Source organism: Chryseobacterium sp. UYP7 (assembly GCF_056279225.1).
In genome coordinates this window covers 112926-132838 of sequence record NZ_JBWBQW010000006.1, presented here as the reverse complement: position 1 = coordinate 132838, position 19913 = coordinate 112926, and the positions used below count along the sequence as shown (strand labels likewise).

21 protein-coding genes are annotated in these 19913 nt (G+C 37.4%); 13 read left to right on the top strand and 8 right to left on the bottom strand.

Features of this window, described 5'->3' with window-relative positions; all coding sequences use genetic code 11:
* The first annotated feature begins 32 nt into the window (after positions 1 to 32).
* The 7 genes from ACZ9HT_RS13000 to ACZ9HT_RS12970 all read left to right on the top strand — a co-directional run bounded on the left by ACZ9HT_RS13000 (position 33) and on the right by ACZ9HT_RS12970 (position 7456).
* Positions 33 to 602 (top strand): hypothetical protein, encoded by a 570-nt coding sequence (locus tag ACZ9HT_RS13000; RefSeq protein ID WP_476040919.1) that lies wholly within the window; start codon positions 33 to 35, stop codon positions 600 to 602.
* Positions 603 to 612: 10 nt separating this feature from the next.
* Positions 613 to 1332: a bifunctional demethylmenaquinone methyltransferase/2-methoxy-6-polyprenyl-1,4-benzoquinol methylase UbiE gene (ubiE, locus tag ACZ9HT_RS12995; protein WP_476040918.1), complete on the top strand. Its 720-nt coding sequence runs from the start codon at positions 613 to 615 to the stop codon at positions 1330 to 1332.
* 1 nt (position 1333) lies between these two features.
* Positions 1334 to 2119: a type IX secretion/gliding motility protein PorT/SprT gene (gene porT, locus ACZ9HT_RS12990; RefSeq protein WP_476040917.1), complete on the top strand. Its 786-nt coding sequence runs from the start codon at positions 1334 to 1336 to the stop codon at positions 2117 to 2119.
* A gap of 152 nt (positions 2120 to 2271) precedes the next feature.
* Positions 2272 to 2574, top strand: a complete 303-nt coding sequence (locus ACZ9HT_RS12985) for a hypothetical protein (protein ID WP_476040916.1) — start codon at positions 2272 to 2274, stop codon at positions 2572 to 2574.
* On the top strand, positions 2574 to 2861 hold the full coding sequence (locus ACZ9HT_RS12980) for a cell division protein ZapA (protein ID WP_476040915.1): 288 nt from the start codon (positions 2574 to 2576) through the stop codon (positions 2859 to 2861). Before ACZ9HT_RS12985 ends, ACZ9HT_RS12980 begins: the two co-directional genes overlap by 1 nt.
* A 325-nt stretch (positions 2862 to 3186) precedes the next feature.
* Positions 3187 to 4758, top strand: coding sequence for a ribonuclease Y (gene rny / locus ACZ9HT_RS12975; RefSeq protein ID WP_476040914.1), 1572 nt, complete (start codon positions 3187 to 3189; stop codon positions 4756 to 4758).
* Between the two features lie 184 nt (positions 4759 to 4942).
* Entirely contained in the window at positions 4943 to 7456 is a 2514-nt protein-coding gene (locus tag ACZ9HT_RS12970) for a cation-translocating P-type ATPase (RefSeq protein ID WP_476040913.1), read from the top strand.
* Between the two features lie 83 nt (positions 7457 to 7539).
* Here ACZ9HT_RS12970 and ACZ9HT_RS12965 read toward each other — a convergent pair whose 3' ends face one another.
* The gene (locus tag ACZ9HT_RS12965; protein WP_476040912.1) at positions 7540 to 9084 is read right to left on the bottom strand and encodes a choice-of-anchor J domain-containing protein; all 1545 of its coding nucleotides are present in this window, start codon (positions 9082 to 9084) and stop codon (positions 7540 to 7542) included.
* Positions 9085 to 9123: 39 nt separating this feature from the next.
* Complete coding sequence (locus ACZ9HT_RS12960; protein WP_476040911.1) at positions 9124 to 9588, bottom strand: acyl-CoA thioesterase; 465 nt, start codon at positions 9586 to 9588, stop codon at positions 9124 to 9126.
* A gap of 149 nt (positions 9589 to 9737) precedes the next feature.
* Here ACZ9HT_RS12960 and ACZ9HT_RS12955 point away from each other — a divergent pair, with 149 nt between their 5' ends.
* Together ACZ9HT_RS12955 and ACZ9HT_RS12950 are read left to right on the top strand one after the other, a co-directional pair.
* Complete coding sequence (locus ACZ9HT_RS12955) at positions 9738 to 10091, top strand: arsenate reductase family protein (RefSeq protein WP_476040910.1); 354 nt, start codon at positions 9738 to 9740, stop codon at positions 10089 to 10091.
* Positions 10088 to 10426, top strand: coding sequence for a hypothetical protein (locus ACZ9HT_RS12950; RefSeq protein WP_476040909.1), 339 nt, complete (start codon positions 10088 to 10090; stop codon positions 10424 to 10426). Before ACZ9HT_RS12955 ends, ACZ9HT_RS12950 begins: the two co-directional genes overlap by 4 nt.
* Positions 10427 to 10465: 39 nt before the next feature.
* On the opposite strand, the gene ACZ9HT_RS12945 is transcribed toward ACZ9HT_RS12950, so the two are convergent.
* The 3 genes from ACZ9HT_RS12945 to idi form a co-directional block, all read right to left on the bottom strand.
* Complete coding sequence (locus tag ACZ9HT_RS12945) at positions 10466 to 10915, bottom strand: hypothetical protein (RefSeq protein WP_476040908.1); 450 nt, start codon at positions 10913 to 10915, stop codon at positions 10466 to 10468.
* Between the two features lie 104 nt (positions 10916 to 11019).
* Positions 11020 to 12099 carry a glycine cleavage system aminomethyltransferase GcvT gene (gene gcvT / locus ACZ9HT_RS12940; RefSeq protein ID WP_476040907.1) on the bottom strand — a complete coding sequence of 360 codons (1080 nt, stop codon included), beginning with the start codon at positions 12097 to 12099 and terminating at the stop codon, positions 11020 to 11022.
* Positions 12100 to 12313: 214 nt separating this feature from the next.
* Entirely contained in the window at positions 12314 to 12823 is a 510-nt protein-coding gene (idi, locus tag ACZ9HT_RS12935) for an isopentenyl-diphosphate Delta-isomerase (protein WP_476040906.1), read from the bottom strand.
* 315 nt (positions 12824 to 13138) lie between these two features.
* Here idi and ACZ9HT_RS12930 point away from each other — a divergent pair, with 315 nt between their 5' ends.
* Complete coding sequence (locus ACZ9HT_RS12930; RefSeq protein WP_476040905.1) at positions 13139 to 13540, top strand: LNS2 domain-containing protein; 402 nt, start codon at positions 13139 to 13141, stop codon at positions 13538 to 13540.
* 3 nt (positions 13541 to 13543) lie between these two features.
* The gene (locus tag ACZ9HT_RS12925) at positions 13544 to 14503 is read left to right on the top strand and encodes a D-2-hydroxyacid dehydrogenase (RefSeq protein WP_476040904.1); all 960 of its coding nucleotides are present in this window, start codon (positions 13544 to 13546) and stop codon (positions 14501 to 14503) included.
* A 163-nt stretch (positions 14504 to 14666) separates the two neighbouring features.
* On the opposite strand, the gene mscL is transcribed toward ACZ9HT_RS12925, so the two are convergent.
* A complete protein-coding gene (mscL, locus tag ACZ9HT_RS12920) occupies positions 14667 to 15038 on the bottom strand; it encodes a large conductance mechanosensitive channel protein MscL (protein WP_476040903.1) in 372 nt (123 codons plus the stop codon).
* A gap of 137 nt (positions 15039 to 15175) precedes the next feature.
* Here mscL and ACZ9HT_RS12915 point away from each other — a divergent pair, with 137 nt between their 5' ends.
* Positions 15176 to 16672: an NAD(P)H-hydrate dehydratase gene (locus ACZ9HT_RS12915; protein ID WP_476040902.1), complete on the top strand. Its 1497-nt coding sequence runs from the start codon at positions 15176 to 15178 to the stop codon at positions 16670 to 16672.
* A gap of 50 nt (positions 16673 to 16722) precedes the next feature.
* Here the strand turns inward: ACZ9HT_RS12915 and lgt are convergent, their stop codons facing one another.
* Both lgt and yidD read right to left on the bottom strand, forming a co-directional pair.
* On the bottom strand, positions 16723 to 17592 hold the full coding sequence (gene lgt / locus ACZ9HT_RS12910; protein WP_476040901.1) for a prolipoprotein diacylglyceryl transferase: 870 nt from the start codon (positions 17590 to 17592) through the stop codon (positions 16723 to 16725).
* A 78-nt stretch (positions 17593 to 17670) separates the two neighbouring features.
* Positions 17671 to 17913 carry a membrane protein insertion efficiency factor YidD gene (gene yidD, locus ACZ9HT_RS12905; RefSeq protein WP_476040900.1) on the bottom strand — a complete coding sequence of 81 codons (243 nt, stop codon included), beginning with the start codon at positions 17911 to 17913 and terminating at the stop codon, positions 17671 to 17673.
* Positions 17914 to 18585: 672 nt separating this feature from the next.
* Here yidD and ACZ9HT_RS12900 point away from each other — a divergent pair.
* The gene (locus ACZ9HT_RS12900; protein WP_476040899.1) at positions 18586 to 19863 is read left to right on the top strand and encodes a replication-associated recombination protein A; all 1278 of its coding nucleotides are present in this window, start codon (positions 18586 to 18588) and stop codon (positions 19861 to 19863) included.
* Positions 19864 to 19913: the final 50 nt, after the last annotated feature.

The following is a 19913-nucleotide window of genomic DNA, read 5'->3' as shown; positions in this document are numbered from 1 at the left end:
TTAAATTTGCAAAAGTTTTTTTAAACAATTTTATGAAAATCAGCGCTTCCACGAAAGGTTTAGTCATCTCTCTTCTTACCGTTTTTATTGCGTTCGGAATTTACTTTTTGTTTTTAGCAAAAAAAAATGAATTTCTTGTAGATAATCCGACAGACAATACCTTCTACTTCAAAATTAATAACGGTTCTGAAAGCATTATTGCGGCAAACCAAAATGTAAAAATTGACCTCAAAAAAGGAAAGAATCAGATCAAAGTTTTCGACGGGCAGAAAAGATTGCTTTACGATTCCGCTTTTACGGTGAATAAGGTAAGAGGTTTATTAAATATTGCGCACCAGGATTATTACATCAATGAGCAGTTCTATGGTTACGGCCTGAATAAGGACTCACTTATCGTAGCCCGGAAAGCTACAGAGATCGATGGAAAGAATTACGTAAATACGCCGAAACTTTTCAATAAATTATATACAGATGATTTCTATTTTAATATTGACGAAGACTACGATAAAGTGGTAAAAAACGTTCAGAAAATAGAGTCTCGAAGCAAGATTTTCCGGAAACAGGATTTTTTGAATTACTATAAAGAATATTACAAATTTTAAATAACGCACCTTGAATCAAGTTACTCCTTATAACACAGAAGCCGGTAAAAAGAAAGAAGTCGAAGAAATGTTCGACAATATTGCGCCGAAATACGATTTGCTGAACCACGTACTTTCTATGAAAATTGATGTGCTCTGGAGAAATACTTTGGTAAAATGGATGAGTGATGATGAGCCTAAAATTGTACTGGATGTTGCGACCGGAACCGGTGATCTTGCGATTGCTGTGAATAAAGGACTTGGAGCGAAAGTAGTTGGCTTAGATCTTTCTCAGCTTATGCTTAATGTTGGTATTGATAAAATTAAAAAACTTAATTTAGACGACCAGATCACGATGGAGAAGGGGGACGCTGAAAATTTGCCCTACGAAAGCAATAAATTTGATGCTGTTTGCGTTGCATTTGGAGTTCGTAATTTCGAAAATTTAGAGAAAGGTTTAGCGGAATTAAAAAGAGTAGTTAAAGAAAATAAAAGTGTTTATATTCTGGAGTTTTCTAAAGTTGAAGGTTTTTTAGGACCTTTCTACATGTTTTATTTCAAAAATGTTTTGCCCAGAATTGGTAAACTGATCTCCAAAGACAGCAGAGCATATACGTATCTTCCGGATTCGGTGAACGCTTTCCCTTTTGGGGAGAAAATGAAACAGATCCTTTTAAATACAGGTTTTAAAACTGTAGAATATAAAAAACAAAGTTTAGGCATTGCAACGATTTATAAGGCAACCAAATAGTATGTGGAAATCATTATTAAAAACGAACATCATTACCGCAATTTGTTTTGCAACTATCGTGAATGCGCAACTCTTCCGTACAAAAGACCGAATGGATAATTTGGAGGGTTTCGATAATCAAAAATTCAGTTACGGTTTTTATCTCGCAGCCAATAATTTCGATTACAAACTGGTTTTAGATCCAAAGTTTGGGATGGATGGTCAGAAAAGTTTGGTTCAGACAAAATCTTCTTACAGTTTTGGTGCTGGACTTATTGGGAAACTTCGTTTGAATGATAATTTCGATTTAAGATTCGAACCGGGATTGCAGTTTGTTGAGCGCGAAGTAATGTTCGATACGCAATCGAATGATCAGTATGCAGGTGGAACTCCGGCAAATGCACCATTTACGCCGCGATTACTTACCGATGCTGATAAATTGAGAACTGTAAAATCTACTTATGTTGATCTTCCATTATTGATAGAAATTCATGGCGACCGTTGGTATAATTCCCGCCCATACGCTGCGGCAGGAGTTAACTGGATGATGAATCTACAGGCGAACAGCAATGCTCCAGATGATAATTCACAAGGTTTATTTCGCACCACATCCAGCAATTTTGCCTGGACTGCAGAACTTGGAATTCAATTTTATTTCAGCAGATTTAAATTGACTCCGGGATTTCGTGGTACCTTTATGATGAATGATGAAATGGTGGGCGATAATCCAGGCACGCCACCTTACTGGACAGATGCTATTTCGAGTGCAAAAAGCCGGGCATTTATGTTCGTTCTTAAATTCGAGTAAAAAATCCATCACAAATATTATAAAAGAGAAGGTAAATATTGCCTTCTCTTTTTGTTATTTCAACATATTCCTAAATTAGTCCTGAATAATCCATCAATTCACATTTAAATTTTATATTTTTGCTAAATAGTTAGAATTAATTAAGCCTGAAAATGCTCAAAGATTTAGATAATAATTTTTCGGTTTTAGAGAAGAAGATTTTGAATATCAGCAAAAATTATCAGAATCTCACCGAGCAGTATTTAGAATTATCCCAGGAGCACGAAGAATTGAAGAAGAAATATGAAGAGGGGAGAAAAAGCAATCAGGTTTTAGCAGAAGAACAAAAAAATATAAAGCTTTATTCCGCACTGTCAGGAAATCCAGATCATAACCGGCTGATGAAAAATCATATCAACAGGCTAATGAAAGAAGTGGATCACTGTATTGCAGAACTTCAAAACAGCGGTTTGTAATGGAAGTAAGAAGAATTACCATCAACATAGCCGGAAGAAATTATCCGCTGAATGTACCTGCCGCCGAAGAAGAAACCCTTCGGAAAGTCGGTAAAAGTATTGAAGCCATGATTAAAGATTTTGAACAGAATTTTGACGTTAGAGATAAACAGGATGCTTTAGCAATGTGTGCCTTAAAATTAGGGACCAACGCCGAAGTTTCGCAACTCAGCAACGAAAAGAATATAAATGCTTCCAACGAAAGATTAGTGAAAATTAATCAGATGCTGGAGGAGCTGGAAAAGTAGATTTTTCTTTTCCGGAAAACAACTGCCTACAATAGTTCTAACACATTACAGGTAAACTCAACGCTATACAATTGCCGAACGAATGTTTATTTAATGGCGCGCCGACTTGCTCGGATTACAGAAAATAAAAAACAGTTCAAATCGTGTTGATAAGGAGTTTACTCTATATCTTGAATTATTGTGGGCTTTTTTTTGTCGAATAATCAACGTTTTGAAGGACTATTTTCCTTCAAAATAAATGTATAAAAAGTTTGTAGGTTTTACTTTAATGAACCTTCAACTAACACACTAAATATAAAATTATGAACATTAAAACTAAAAATATATGACAACAACAGCGATTATTATCGGTATTGTTTGCCTGGTTTTAGGAGCAGTAATTGGAATGTTATTTTCCAAAAGCGGTCTTAACGCCAAAGCAAAATTCATCGTAGAAGATGCGAAGAAAAATGCCGAAAACCTTATAGAAAAAGCAACTGTACAAGCCGAATCCATTAAGAAGGACAAACACCTTCAGGCAAAAGAAAAATTTATGGAACTGAAATCTCAGCACGATGCAGACATTCAGTCCAGAGAAAAGAAAATGCAGGATTCTGAAAAAAGAGTAAAAGATAAAGAGCAAAAACTTAATGATGATCTTAGCAAAGCTGGCAAATTAGAAAAAGACTTAGACCGCCAGGTTACAGAGTACGGCAAAAAGCACGACATCTTAGACAGAAAGCAACAGGAACTAGACGCCGTTGTGGCTCAGAAAGTTGAGATCCTCGAAAGAATTTCAGGATATTCTGCAGAAGATGCGAAACACGAATTGGTTGAAGCCTTAAAAGCAGAAGCAAAAACAAGAGCTCAGGCACACGTTCAAAGCATCATGGAAGAAGCTCATTTAAACGCAAAACAGGAAGCCAAGAAAATCGTGATCCAAACCATTCAGCGAATTGGTACAGAACAGGCGATCGAAAATTCCGTGTCTGTGTTCAACATTGAATCTGATGAGGTAAAAGGTAGGATTATTGGTAGAGAAGGCCGGAATATTCGTGCTTTAGAAGCTGCTACAGGCGTAGAAATTATTGTTGATGATACGCCGGAAGCGATTTTGCTTTCATGTTTCGATCCGGTAAGACGGGAAATCGCAAGACTTTCTCTTCACCGTTTGGTAACCGATGGTAGAATTCACCCGGCGAGAATCGAAGAAGTTGTTGATAAAACGAAAAAACAGATCGAGGAAGAGATCATTGAAGTTGGTAAAAGAACAGTAATCGATTTAGGAGTTCACGGACTTCACCCGGAATTGGTAAAAATCGTAGGTAGAATGAAATTTCGTTCTTCTTATGGCCAGAATTTATTGCAACACTCCAGAGAAGTTGCCAACATCGCAGCCACAATGGCTGCAGAATTAGGTTTGAACGTTAAATTGGCGAAAAGAGCCGGTTTATTACACGATATAGGAAAAGTTCCGGAACAGGAATCAGAACTTCCACACGCACTTTTAGGAATGCAGTGGGCTGAGAAATACGGTGAAAGTCCGGAAGTTATTAACGCAATTGGAGCTCACCACGACGAAGTGGAAATGACAGGATTGCTTTCCCCGATCATTCAGGTTGCCGATGCGATTTCTGGAGCGAGACCGGGAGCAAGAAGACAGGTTTTAGAATCTTATATCCAAAGATTAAAAGATCTGGAAGCTGCAGCTTTAAGTTTCGACGGCGTTTCCAGTGCTTATGCGATCCAGGCGGGACGAGAACTTCGTGTTATGGTAGAAAGCGGAAAAGTTACCGACGATCAGTCTGCGCAACTTTCGTATGATATTTCAGAAAAAATTCAGAATGAATTAACCTATCCAGGACAGGTTCGTGTTACCGTAATTCGGGAAACGAGATCTGTGAATATTGCCAGATAAAGATTAGAAAATAATTGATAACAAACTCCTTTCAGAAATGTAGGGAGTTTTTTTGATTAAAAATCGGTTTCTAATTCTTCGAGATGTTTTTTACCTAATATTTATCAATCCTTTCGATTAAACGATCTTTAGATGAGATAAGGGATTTCATTTTCACTATCTTTATTTTAAGAAATTTTAATTTATGAATTTAAATATTCCCGATTATTTAAAAGGTCTTACAGACGCTGAACTTCAAACTTCCCGTGAAAAATTTGGGTATAACCAACTTAAGGAAACGGAGAAAGCAAGTTGGCTGAAACTGTTATTCGATATTTTCCGGGAACCGATGTTGATTCTACTCATCATTATTGCGGTCATCTATTTGGTCGTTGGTAATTATGGCGAATCACTTTTTATGTTACTGGCGATTGTTTTAGTGTCGGGGATTTCCTTTTATCAGGATAACCGAAGTAAAAAAGCACTGGAAGCTTTAGAAAAGCTCAACGAGCCTTTGAGTAAAGTCATTAGGAACAATCAAATTTTAGAGATTCCGACGCGTGAAATTGCAGTTGGTGATTTATGTGTTACAGAGGAAGGTAAAATGATCAACGCCGATGGAGTAATCGTTCACAGCAATGATTTTTCCGTCAATGAATCTTCTCTTACGGGCGAAAGTTTTTCTGTTTTTAAAGACAGTAAGTCGGAAGATAAACAGGTTTACAGCGGAACTTCTACCGTTTCAGGTTTGGCGGTCTTCGAAGTACAAAAAATTGGAAAGGAAACGAAGCTTGGAAAAATTGGGGAATCTATTCTCAATAATAAAGAGGAAAAATCGCCGCTTCAAATACAGATCGAACGTTTCCTGAAATACATGGCAATTGTTGGGATTGTAGTTTTCCTTTCAGTTTGTGCCGTAAATTACTATCATACCAGAAATATTGTAGATTCATTATTGAATGGATTGACCTTAGCAATGTCGATTCTGCCAGAAGAAATTCCCGTTGCTTTTACCACGTTCATGGCACTTGGAGCCTGGAAGCTTATGCGCAAAGGAATTATTATTAAAAAAAGCAGCATTGTAGAAACACTTGGAAGCACAACCGTGATCTGCACCGATAAAACAGGAACGATCACAGAAAACTCGATGCATTTAAAAGCAGTTTATGATTTTAAAACAGAACGTGTTTTCAATGACAAAGAATTTAGTGATACATCGGTCTCAGAAATCATACAATATGCGATGTGGAGTAGTGAACCCGTTCCTTTTGATCCTATGGAAAAAACACTCCATCAGGTTTACACCGAAACACAAAAAGAGGATTTACGGCCGTATTATAAAATGTTTCATGAATATCCATTAGAGGGAAAACCACCGATGATGACACATCTTTTTGAAAATAATGAAGGCGAAAGAATCGTTGCTGCTAAAGGAGCGCCTGAAGCAATAATCAATGTTTGCAACGTTTCAGAAATTCAAAAATCCGCGATTCGAAAAGAGATGGAGATTTTTGGTAAAGAAGGATACCGACTTTTAGGCGTGGGAAAATCGAATTTTAAAGGCGATAATTTCCCTTTGAAACAGCAGGAAATTTCTTTTGAATTTTTAGGATTGGTGGTTTTCTACGATCCGCCAAAAAAAGATATCCAAAATGTTTTCAAACAAATAGAGCAAGCCGGAATAAAAATTAAAGTCATCACCGGTGATAATGCACAAACTACAGAAAGCATCGCCATTCAGGCTGGAATTCCAAATGCTTCAGATCCGATTAATGGGGACGAAATTGCAAATCTTTCCGAAGTAGAATTGATGAAAATTGCTCATGAAAAAGTTCTTTTTACCAGAATGTTTCCGGAAGCAAAATTACGCGTAATTGAATCTTTAAAAAAAAATGGTGAAATAGTAGCCATGATCGGAGATGGCGTAAACGATGGACCTGCTTTAAAAGCTGCACACATCGGAGTCGCAATGGGAGAGAAAGGAACTGAAATCGCAAAAGCTGCTGCTTCAGTTGTTTTAACCAACGACGATTTGGGAAAACTCGTGATCGCCATTGCAGCCGGACGAAGAATTTATACCAACATCAAAAAAGCCGTCCAATATATTATTTCCATACATATTCCAATTATTTTGACGGTTTCGTTACCACTGTTTTTGGGTTGGGTTTTTCCGCAAATTTTCACGCCGGTTCACGTCATCTTTTTAGAATTGGTGATGGGTCCAACCTGTTCAATCGTTTATGAAAATGAACCGATGGAAAAAAATACCATGTTGCAAAAACCACGGCCGATTACGGAAACTTTTCTTACCTGGCGGGAACTGCTCATAAGTATCATTCAAGGTTTGGCAATTACAGCGGGAGTTTTGTTTATTTACCAACTGACTTACCGAAGTGGCGGTGATGAAATTTTGACAAGAACAATGGTTTTCACGACTTTGATTTTCGCTAATATTTTGCTCAGTTTAGCGAACCGATCTTTTTACTATTCGATGTTTGAAAGTTTTAAAAATAAGAATATTCTTCTGGTCATCATTACTACTTTAACAATACTTATTTTGGGTGTAATGCTGTATGTTGTGCCGGTTTCAAATTTTTTCAAGTTGACTGCTCTCAATATTGAACAACTTTTAACCGCAACTTCTGCCGCGATTCTGTCCGTATTGTGGTTTGAAATTTATAAACTGATTAAAAGATATCCTTGGATTAAAAAGAATTAAAAATTACACAGTTTGCGTATTTAATCAAAAAAAGATCCGTTTCAAAAATTTTGAAACGGATCTTTAGGATTTGAAAGTATAAATTATTTTATTATTTTCTGAGTCTGAATTCCAGATTTTGTATAGATCTTGATAAGATAAAGACCTTTTGGATTTTGAGAAAAATCAATGCGATCATTGTTTAAAACTGTTTTCAGCAATTTTCCGTCGATGCTGTAAATTTCTGTTTTTTCAATTTTTTCAGAAGAACTGATATTTAAAATATCTTTTACTGGATTAGGATAAAATTGGATCTGATTTTTCATAGCATCCGAAACAGCAAGATTTGTTTTCAAAAACCGAATATTATCCAGTCTTAACGCAGCGTTATTCGCAACGGGCGCGGTCACATTTCCAAAACCGAAATAATAAACGCCCTCTGCAGCTGCAGTAAAAGTGGACGTATACTCGGAATAAACATTTCCACTGATCTGGTTTGAACTTAATTCCTCCGTGATCGATTCTTTTTCCGGCGCAGTTGCGACGCTAACTTTTAAGGTTGCTGGTGAAGCGGTTTCAGAGCCCATTTGTGCAAAATACTTGATTTCTACGGTTTCATTCGCCAGCATTTTTATAAGATAAGAAAAGATCCAGTCATTTTTCGGGAATGTTTTGCTCGTATTATTGAAAACGTAACCTTCACCGGTTTGCGCAGAAGTTCCGCTTCCATTGATCCAGGTTCCGGAAGTCCATCCATCTGAATCGTATTCACCATAGTTTTCTGCCGTAAATTCAAAATCATAGGAATAAGGAAGATCAGCCGCTGTAAAAACAGATTTTGGACCAGCCCAACCCGAACCACAATCAGCATTTTTCAAAAAGAACTGATAGCGCGTTCCCGGTTGAAGATTGTCGAAGTTTTTCGTCATCGCTGTCTGAATTCCTTTGGAAGAAACAGGCGTTACAAAATTCGTGAGTCCTACATCAAAAGTGTTGATCCCTGGAGATTCTGACCAGTTTGCTGTAAAATTCTTGTTATTTAAATTCGTTGCATTAAAGCCTGATAAATCCGGCATTAAACAATTTGCCGAATTACTCATATACAAATCATCCAAAGCTAAAAAATAACCATCTGTTGTCTTACTAACGAACGCCAGATGAATCGTTTTCCCTTTATAGGCCGAAAGATCTAGACTTCTGGAATTAAAATCGTAGGCCTGTTCACCTTCTACGCTTAAAACCGTTGCGGTAAAACTTTCGATCTGATTATTTGTTTCGGAGATTTTGATGTCGTAAGAATCTGTAAATTCAAAATCATAAGATTTGGCTTTCCAGTAGAGTGTTGGATTACCATCCGCTGGAATAGTGATAGATGGCGTAATTAACCAGTCATTCGACGTTCCAGCCGGATCATAAGAAGAAGTGCTGAATGCAATTTTGTTATCAAAACCGTCATAAAACTGAATCCAGGCTTCTGTGTTGAAATCCTGAACTGGCGCCCAATCAGCTACCATATTTCCATCAACATTAACCGTTTTGTAGGCTGAAAGTGGAGTTCCGTTATTATTCTCGAAACCGCTGTTGAAAATTTGAGCATTAAGCTGAGTCATGAGCGCCAAAGTGGCAATAGATAAAATTCTTTTTTTCATTGATAATTATTTAGATTTAAATTGAGATCAGGTGTTTTCTTACATAAAAGGCTTCATTTCGTCTTCGATCTGTTTCCGCAGATCCATCAATTTAATTGCATATTGTTCCATCTGTTTTTCCTGTTCCGAAGAAGGGGTGAATTTTGGAACCTGAAGCGAATTTCCTTCATCATCTACAGCCACAAATACAATAATGCAGTGTGTTTTCTTTTCGAAATCTTTCCTTTTAATATTCCGCGAAAATACGTTGATGGCAATATGCATACTCGTTTTTCCGGTGTAAATAACTTCGGCTTCTACTTTTACGATATGACCAATTTTTATAGGTGAATAAAAACGGATGCCGCCAACATAAACGGTGACGCAGTAACTGGAACTCCAGGAACTTCCGCAGGCATAACCGGCTTGATCGATCCATTTCATTACACTTCCGCCATGTACGTTGCCGCCATAATTTACATCGCTGGGTTCGGATATGAACTGAAAAACCGTTTTTGTCTGCATAAAATAAATTTTCTCAAAGTTAATATTTAGAAATGGTTTGGGTGGAAACTTTGTCTTATAAATAAAATTTTGTCGCTTATATCTGACTTATGCTTTGGTTTTAAACGGAAACGTAAAAAATATTCCCTCGATTTTTTTAAATTTACAGAATGAAGAAAGTCTTTTATCTTAAAACCTGCGGAACCTGTACCAAAATTTTAAATCAGTTCGATCTTTCAGACTGGGAACTTCGGGAGATCAAGAGTAAGCCCGTAACAGAAGAGGAATTGGAAGAAATGTTCCGGAAAACGCAATCCTATGAGGCACTCTTCAGTCGAAGATCGATACAAATAAAAGCGCAAAATATTGAGGTGAAATTTTTGGAAGAAAAAGATTTTAAGAAATTGCTCTTAGAACATTACTCCTTTCTGAAGAGACCGGTTTTTCTGACTGATAAAGAAATTTTCGCAGGAAATGAAAAGAAGAATCTGGAGAATCTACATCACTTTTTCGAAAGTAAATGATCCGATTTTTATTCTTTATTTTACTGTCACTTAATTTATCAGCACAAACAGTTTACAAAACACCGTCTGGCGAAAAGTATCATTTGTCAGGTTGTAGAATGGTGAAAAATGTTTCTTCTGCACTTACCGTTGATAGAGCGGTGAAGAGTGGTTTAACGCCTTGTAAAATATGCAAACCTCCATTTCGGACGACGATCGGAATCGTCTCAAAATCAAAAAAGACTGCTGGAATTAATTCTCAAAATCAATGTTTCGCCCATACTCAAGCTGGAGCACGCTGCAAACGCAAAACAAAAATTGGAAACAACTTCTGTTTCCAACATTTACCCAAATAAAAAAGCGTTCCTTCAAATAATGATGAAACGCTTTCTGCTTTATTTTGTCTTGCTTTTCTCCAGCCAGTTATAAACTCCAATGCTTACAATGGCACCAAAAAGATAATATCCGGTTGTCATCCATTTTTTTTGATCGGTATTGGTCGCTTTGTTATGATCCAACATTTGATCTGCTAAACCAATTGTTCCCGCAGCGCCTAATAATCCTGTTCCCAAAGTTTTAGCCAATATCTCCGAAGTCGTGGTAGAGGTTGACAAAGTGGCAAATAGAACTGCATTCGATAAGATATTTCCTCCCATTGCGGCAGCATAAACCTGGTCTTCATGTGGAAGATCCATATCAACGGCGCCCAAAGTAGTTTTAAGTGCTTTTTCACCCACCTGATCCAGATTTGGTGCTCCGCTTATATATTTTTTAAAGATCTGGTGTGCTGCAGTAAGTGCCAGAGAGCCGGCTAAACCTGCGATACTTCTATTAAGAGTAGACATAATGTGATTTTTTTAATGTTCAAAAAAAGATTGCGAAAATAATGCCACACAAAAAAAGCAGGCTAAAATTTCACCTGCTATATCCTTTTCTTTACCAACTTGGTTTATACGAAAGGTAACTTTACTACTTTCGCGGGTACATTTTTATTTCTGATCTGAATAAAAATATCCGAATCCACTTTAAAATGCGATTTGTCTACATAGGCCAAACCAATTCCAATATTTTTCACAGGACTCATTGTTCCTGATGTTACTTTCCCGATTTCATTCCCTTCTGCATCTACAACCAGATAATCGTGTCTTGGGATGGCTCTTTCCTGCATTTCGAAACCAACCAGTTTCCGGGTAATTCCTTCTTCTTTTTGTTTTGCGAATCTTTCTTTATCCACAAAATCTTTATCAAATTTCGTGATCCAGCCTAAACCTGCTTCAAGCGGAGAAGTTGTATCATCGATATCATTTCCGTATAAACAGAATCCTTTTTCTAAACGCAAAGTATCTCTGGAGGCTAATCCACAAGGAATCAGGCCAAACTCAGAACCCGCCTCAGTTAAAGCTTCCCAGATTTTTACGGCACTTTCATTTTTAAAATAAATTTCGAAACCGCCACTTCCGGTGTAACCGGTATTTGAGATGATCACATCGTCAACGCCTGCGATCTTACCTTCAGTAAAATGATAATAAGGAACATCAGCGAGATTTATATCCGTCAGTTTTTGTAAGGTTTCGCCAGCTTTCGGGCCCTGAATTGCGATGAGCGACATTTCATCCGAAGCGTTCGTTAATTTCGCTCCAAATTTCTCATTGTATTTTGAAATGTGATTCCAGTCTTTTTCAATATTCGAAGCATTTACCACCACGAAATATTTTTCATCATTCATTTTATAAACGATCAGATCATCTACGATTCCTCCATTTCCGTTGGGTAAACACGTGTACTGTGCTTTTCCATCTTCCAGCGAATTCACATCATTGGTTCCTACATATTGCAGCAGATCCTTTGCAGAAGGACCTTCTACAAAAAACTGACCCATATGCGAAACATCAAAAATACCTACTTTTTCACGCACTGCCATATGTTCCAGCGTAACACCGGAATATTGCACAGGCATATCGAAACCTGCAAAAGGTACCATTTTCGCGCCCAGAGAAACGTGTTTATCGTACAAAGCCGTCTTATTCATCTTTTATTTTTATTAATTTATTTTTTTTTTCAGGAGCAACAAAATTTTTAGCCTTTCCCAAAGATTGTACCCGCTTTTCACTATATCTTTTTCCTCCACTTCTAAGAAAAAGGATGCCGTTTCAATCGGGGCTAGAAAATCATTGATTTGGATTTTCAAGAATTTTTAATCGACAATCTACATCAATCATTAAACACCCTTCACCCAGCTGCTATCACAAATGTTCCTTATATTCTTTCAAAATAATCTTAAACCATTCCGTAAAATTTTCCGGATGATCAAGCATTTCTTTTTCCAGCACTTCCATAGAAATATACCGAACTTCCGAAACTTCCTCTGGATTAATTTGTACGTCGCCATTAAAATCTCCGGTGAAAACATGATCTAACTCGTGCTCCCAAAGATTTTGTCCTACATCTGCTTTATAAATAAAATGAAATTTTGGATTAAGCTCGGCTTCGATTCCCAATTCTTCTTTCATACGTCGTTTTGCACCTTCTAAATAAGTTTCGTTATTTCTTGGGTGGGAACAAACTGCATTTGTCCACTGATTTGGAGAATGGTATTTGTTGGATGAACGTTTTTGCAAAAGCATTTCGCCTTTTTCATTAAACAAAAAAACCGAAAAAGCACGATGCAGAATTCCATTTTCGTGGGCCTGCATTTTTTCCATCAGACCGAGGATCTCGTCGTTTTCGGAAACTAAAACTACTTGTTCTTCCATATCACACAAAAATAAGTTTTAAAACTTAGGTGGTAAAATTTTTGTGAAAGATTTATGTTTTTCTTAAAAAGAAGAATTAAAATTTCTTTTCTAAAACTCATTTAATTTTGAAAATCAATTTCGCAATAGGGATCGTAGCGGAAATCCCGGAACAGGAATGGGCAAAGTTGTGGCGTGAGGAATTGCAGCGGAGAGCCCGGCCCGAGCTGCTGGATCGTTGCGTTGGAGAGGGATTGCCCAAATAAATCGGGTTCGGAAAGATAATCTGCTGTAAATCAATGAAAAATCGTAATTTCGCACCTTAAAATTTTGATCATGGAATTAGAATATAAAGATCATTTAAGTCCAATGCTAAAAGGAGATATCAAGAATTATTTGATTGATATCGATGGCACGATTACCGATGATGTCCCGAATGAAGAACCCGAGAGAATGGTGGACTGTGTGCCTTATCCCGACGCTTTAGAAACAATTAACCGTTGGTACGACCAAGGTCATATTATCTGTTTTTTTACTTCGCGTACCGAAAATCTAAAACAGATCACCATCGACTGGCTCGATAAACACGGCTTTAAGTACCACAGCGTTCTTTGCGGAAAACCGCGGGGCGGAAACTACCACTGGATCGATAATCATTTGGTGAAGGCGACAAGGTACAAAGGTAAATTTACCGATATGATAGAGAAACAAGTAACAATAGAAGTTTTTAAAGATTAGTATATGAAGGTATTAGCAAACGACGGTTTAGACCAATCAGGAATTGATGCCTTGACCGAAAAAGGTTTTGAGGTAATTACAAAGAATGTCCCACAGGACTTTTTAATCGATTACATTAATGAAAATAAAATTAAAACCATTCTCGTAAGAAGTGCGACGCAGGTAAGAAAGGAATTAATTGATGCTTGTCCGAGTATTGAAATTATCGGCAGAGGTGGAGTAGGAATGGACAATATTGATGTTGATTATGCGCGTTCCAAAAATATTCATGTTATTAATACACCTTCAGCATCTTCGGAGTCGGTAGCGGAATTGGTATTTGCACATTTGTTTTCCGGAGCACGATTTTTACCTGATTCCAACAGAAAAATGCCCGTTGTTGGTGATTCTGAATTTGCAAAATTGAAAAAATCCTACGAAAAAGGAATCGAACTTCGCGGTAAAACTATTGGTATCATCGGTATGGGAAGAATCGGACAGGAAGTGGCGCGAATTTCCCTCGGTTTAGGAATGCGCGTAATCGCAGCCGACAGTAACGTTGGTCGCGCAAGCATTAAGGTAAAATTCTACAACAACCAGTTCATTAATGTCGATATTGAAACGGAACCTGTGGAGGAAGTTTTGAAGATCGCAGATTTTATTACGCTTCACGTCCCGGCGCAGAAAGACGGATACATGATCGGTGAAAAAGAATTTGCAATGATGAAAGACGGTGTTGCCATCGTCAATTGTTCCAGAGGTGGAGTGATCGATGAACAAGCTTTAGTTTCTGCTTTGAATTCAGGGAAAGTGGCTTTTGCGGGTTTAGATGTTTTTATTAACGAACCAACTCCTTCAAAAGAAATTTTAACGCATCCGAAAATTTCTTTAACGCCGCACACCGGAGCTTCCACTTTAGAAGCGCAGGACAGAATTGGAATTTCTTTAGCGGATCAGATCTGCAGTATTTTGCAGGTTTACTAAACGTCTGACTCCAAAAATATATAAAGAACGCGTCGTTTGATGCGTTCTTTTTTTTGACTATTTCTGCGGGATTATTCTATGTTCTCCCGGAAATAAGCTGAAAAAATTAAAATGAAAGAACCCGAAAGCAAATTTCGGGTTTCTGTTAGGTATGAAAAATTTGTTATCTGTTTTTTAGTAAATCTCTGATCTCAATTAATAATTGTTCCTGAGTTGGTCCGGCTGGCGCTGGTGCCGGTGCGGGTTTCTTCATTTTGTTCGCTGCCTTTATTACCAGGAATAAAACGATAGCAACACATAAAAAACTAATAACAGCAGACAGGAAATTTCCGTACATGACGCCGTTCCAGGAGAGTTTTGCAATGTCTTCTGCACCCGCTGCCTTTAATGCGGGATTTAGTAAAAGTGGGGTAATTACATCTGCGACTAAAGAAGAAACGATTTTACCAAATGCAGCGCCAATGATTACTGCTACTGCAAGATCCATTACATTACCTTTGAATGCAAATGCTTTAAATTCCTGAACTAATCCCATGATTGTGTTTATTTAATGTTAATAAGTAAAAGTAAGAATTTTTTCGAAATTTATTGTTTTTTGAGGTAAGATATATCCATTTTGAGACAAACCTCAATATAAATTTCATTAAATTTAAACAACGAAATAAATTCCAAATGAAAATTTTTTCTGCAGACCAAATTAGAAATCTTGATGATTTTACGATTGCAAATGAGCCGGTTTCCGCCCTTAATTTAATGGAGCGTGCTGCAAAATCATGTGTAGAATGGCTACAAAACCATTTCAGAAAAAGGGAAACATTCTATCTGTTTTGTGGCAGCGGCAACAATGGTGGTGATGGTTTTGCGATTGCGAGGTTGCTTTACGAGAAAGGTTATGAGGTTAATATCTTTTCTGAAGTGGAAAAAACAAAAATGTCGGAGCAGGCACAAAGTAATTTTAAAAAAGCAAAAGATATTTCCGGAATTAAATTTTTTGATTTTGGAGAAGTAGAAAACTTTCAGTTTAAAAATAATGCAGTTCTTATTGATGCACTTTTTGGAACAGGATTAAACAGAAAGATCACCGGAAAATATGCCATTTTGATTAAGGAACTCAACCAGCTTAATTATCCGAAAATCGCCATCGATATTCCCTCCGGTTTGTTTGCTGATGGAAATATTGAGAAAGATACCATCGTTTTTAAAGCAGATGAAACCTTAAGTTTTCAGTTTTGGAAGAGATCATTTCTCCATCCGGAAACGGGAAAGTTTTGTGGGAAAGTCCATATTTTAGATATCGGCTTAAGTTCCGTATTTATTGAAAATGAACCTTCTGACAATTTTGTGATCGATGATGATCTTATTCGTCAGATCTACGAACCCAGAAATGAGTTTTCAAACAAAGGTACGTTTGGCAGAACGCTTATTGTCGCCGGAAGTTTTGGAAAAATTGGGGCAGTAGTTCTGGCTACCAAATCGGCTTTGAAATCCGGAAGTGGGATCACCATAACGCACGCTCCAAAATGTGGTTACGATATTTTGCAGACGACATGCCCGGAAGCCATGTTCATTCCTGGAGGAAATGATTTTATAGATAAGATCCAAATTGAAGAAAAAGATGTCGTTGGAATTGGTCCGGGTTTAGGCAACGGTGAGAAGACGGAAAAAGCTCTTTTTAAATTTTTAGAAGGTTACAGTAAACCCTTAGTTTTAGATGCAGACGCCTTAAATATTCTTTCGAAAAATCCTGAAAACTTAGAGTTGATTCCAAAAAAATCCATCATTACGCCACATCCAAAAGAGTTTGAAAGACTTTTCGGAAAGACAGAAGATTCATTTCTGCGGTTAGACTTAGCGCAAAAAAAAGCCAATGAGTACGGAATTTTTATCATTTTGAAAGATCATCACACGCAGGTGGTCACGCCTGAAGGGCAAGTTTTCTATAATGTAACGGGCAATTCGGGTATGGCAAAAGGTGGAAGCGGTGATGCCTTATTAGGCATGGTGACCGCTCTTCTGGCGCAAAATTATTCATCTAAAAATGCAGCGTTATTTGCAGTTTGGTTGCATGGAAAAGCCGGTGATCTGGCGGCTCAAAAATTTTCTAAAGAAGCAATGCTTCCAACCGATTTAATTGAAGAGATAGGAAATGTTTTTAAATCTTTGGCATAAAAAATCCTTCCAAATAAATTGAAAGGATTGCATGTATTTTGCGAATGAAGTTATTCTGGTTTCGAATTTTCTTCTTCCGTGATCATTCTGTTTTTCGAGGTAAACATGATTACAAATCCAGCGATCATAAATGGTATCGAAAGGATCTGACCCGTATTTAAACCAGCAAAGTGAATAAACTCGTCGCCTTGTGGCTCTTTTAAATATTCTACAAAGAATCTTACTGCCCAAAGGATGATGAAAAACAATCCAAAAAGCCAGCCTTGCTGATATTTTTTCTTGGTATATCGGTACAGGATCCAAAGCAAAACGAAAAGTAAAAAATAGCCTGTAGCTTCAAAAAGCTGCGTGGGATATCGTGGAACGATCGGACCATATTCAGAACTTTGTTGTGGGAATAAAACCGCCCATGGAGAGTTTTCGGGTGCAGCTTTTCCAATGATTTCGGAATTGAAAAAGTTTCCAATTCTAACAAATGCACCGCCCAAAGCAACGGGAATTCCAATTCTGTCGTAAACCCAGAATGGATTTTTTTTAATGATCTTAAATGAATAATAAAGCGTTGTAAAAATTAATGCGATCGTCGCCCCATGACTCGCTAATCCAGAAAATCCGGTAAACTCTAAAGTAGGTTTCGTGCGGATCGGCAAAAATACAGACCAGAAATCTTCTCTAAAAAGTTCGGGCTGATAAAAAATAACGTGACCTAAACGAGCTCCCAAAATGGTTCCGATCAAGGTCCAGGTAAAAAGTGGTTCCACGTAATTGACGTTTACATTGTCAATTTTGTAAATTTTGGTCATCACCATGTATCCCAATCCGAAGGCTAAAATAAACATTAAGCTGTAATAGTGCAGCGTAACGGGGCCTAAATGTATTCCTGTAGATGGATCCCAGGTCGAGTAAAGTATTGTCAGCATATAATTTATTTCAAAAATTCAATAGTTAACGTCACACGTTCAAAAATCAATATTTCATGGATTTTATAAAATTCAAAATCAGTTTTTTACCTCTTTCTTTGGCACCGGATCGTAACCTTCGCCTCCCCACGGATGGCATCTTGCGATTCTTTTCGCGCCTAACCATAATCCTTTAATTGGCCCATAAACACGAAGCGATTCTACCATGTAACTGGAGCAGGTTGGTTCGTACCGGCAGTTATTTGGAAGTAAGGGTGAAATAAACCACTGATAAATTTTTATCAGAACAACCAGAGGAAATGTGATGATTTTGTTGAACATATTGCGTCATGTGCGGTGCAAAAATAATCCTTTTTATCTAACTGGAAATAATTTCTGTATACATTTGTTTTACAAGTCAATGGCAAAAACGTTCCCAAAGATTTGGCGCATCATCTGTTAAAAGCACAAGATTTGGGCGTGACCCTTTCCAAACCAGCGTTAACAGTGCTCGACGCACTCTTAACGCCCTCCAAAGCTGGGGTCGGTCTGCGGCAAGTCGCTTTTTTCCGCCAACGCATTTCCAGCCGCCAATAAAAAGAGCTCCAACAATTGCCTCCGCCCTCACGCAGATTACGATTTAGTACAAAAAGTATTTTTTAAAAAAGAAGAAATACTTCTCCCAAAAAACGGTTCTCAAATCATAAACAAAAGTTTCCAAATCTACTTCTATCATTCAAATTATTTAATACCATAAAAAAATTCCATCTGTGAAAATCTGTGCCATCTGTGCGAAAAAACACGCAGTAAATTTAACCATAAAATAGGATTTAAAATTCTGTATTCCTTTTGAATAAAGAGATCAAAAGAAATTATTTAGATAGAAATTACTGTAAAACATTACCAAAAAATAAAAATATTCGTGCATTCGTGGCAAAACTTAATTTAACGTATTCTCAGTTTTCTTTCCCATAAAGTTCCAACCAAGTCTGAAAAAAATCGCAATTTTGCAGAATGAATTCCAACACTCCGCTTGCCGAGAAAATGCGTCCGAAAACTTTAGATGAGGTTCTTGGGCAAGAGCATTTAACGGGAAAGACCGGCACCATTCGCAAAATGTTAGAGAATGATGCTATTAATTCGCTCATTCTTTGGGGTCCACCCGGAACCGGAAAAACAACGTTAGCAGAAATTATATCCGAAAAATCAGGACGAAAATTCTATAAATTGTCCGCAGTTTCAAGCGGTGTAAAAGATGTCCGCGAAGTTATTGAGGAAGCCAAAAAGCAAAATCTCTTTTCCGGAAAATCACCCATTTTATTTATTGATGAGATTCACCGTTTCAATAAATCCCAACAGGATTCTCTGCTTCATGCAGTAGAAAAAGGCTGGATCGTTCTTATTGGTGCAACCACAGAAAATCCAAGTTTTGAAGTTGTTTCCGCGCTTTTATCCAGAAGTCAGGTTTATGTTTTAAAATCTCTGACCTTCGAAAAACTGGAAGAGCTGGCAGACATTACCTTAAAAAAATACAATGAAGGCGAACAGACCAATTTCAAAATAAAAGATAAAGAGGCCTTTATTCAATATTCCGGTGGAGATGCGCGAAAGCTTATTAATTCTGTAGAAAATGTTTTAAACCAATTTAAAAATTCAGATAAAAAGGAGATCTCGAATCAAGATGTGCTCGATGTTTTGCAGGAGACAATGGCGCTTTACGATAAAAATGGAGAACAGCATTACGACATTATTTCGGCTTTCATTAAATCGATGCGCGGTTCTGATCCAAACGGTACGGTTTACTGGCTGGCAAGAATGTTGGTCGGTGGCGAAGATATTAAATTCATTGCACGACGAATGCTGATCTTAGCTTCCGAAGATATTGGTCTGGCAAATCCGAACGCTTTGATCATGGCGAATAATTGTTTTCAGGCGGTCAACATCATTGGAAATCCGGAAGCCAGAATTATTTTGAGCGAGACGGCGGTTTATTTAGCAGTTTCTCCGAAAAGCAATTCTACTTATTCTGCAATCAATGAAGCGATGTCTTTCGTAAAAAAAACGGGAAATCTTCCCGTTCCGTTACATTTAAGAAATGCACCAACTAAATTGATGAAAGATCTGGATTATGGCAAAAATTATGGATATGCCCATTCCCACGAAGGTAATTTTGTTGACTTAGAGTTTCTGCCGGAAGAAATAAAAGGCACTAAATTTTACGAACCCGGAAAAAATACGACCGAAAATAAAATCGCCGAAGAGTTGAAGAAAAAGTGGAAAGGCAAATATTAGTTCCCTGAATTATCAAAACAATGAAACATCTGACTGAGTGTCAGGTGTTT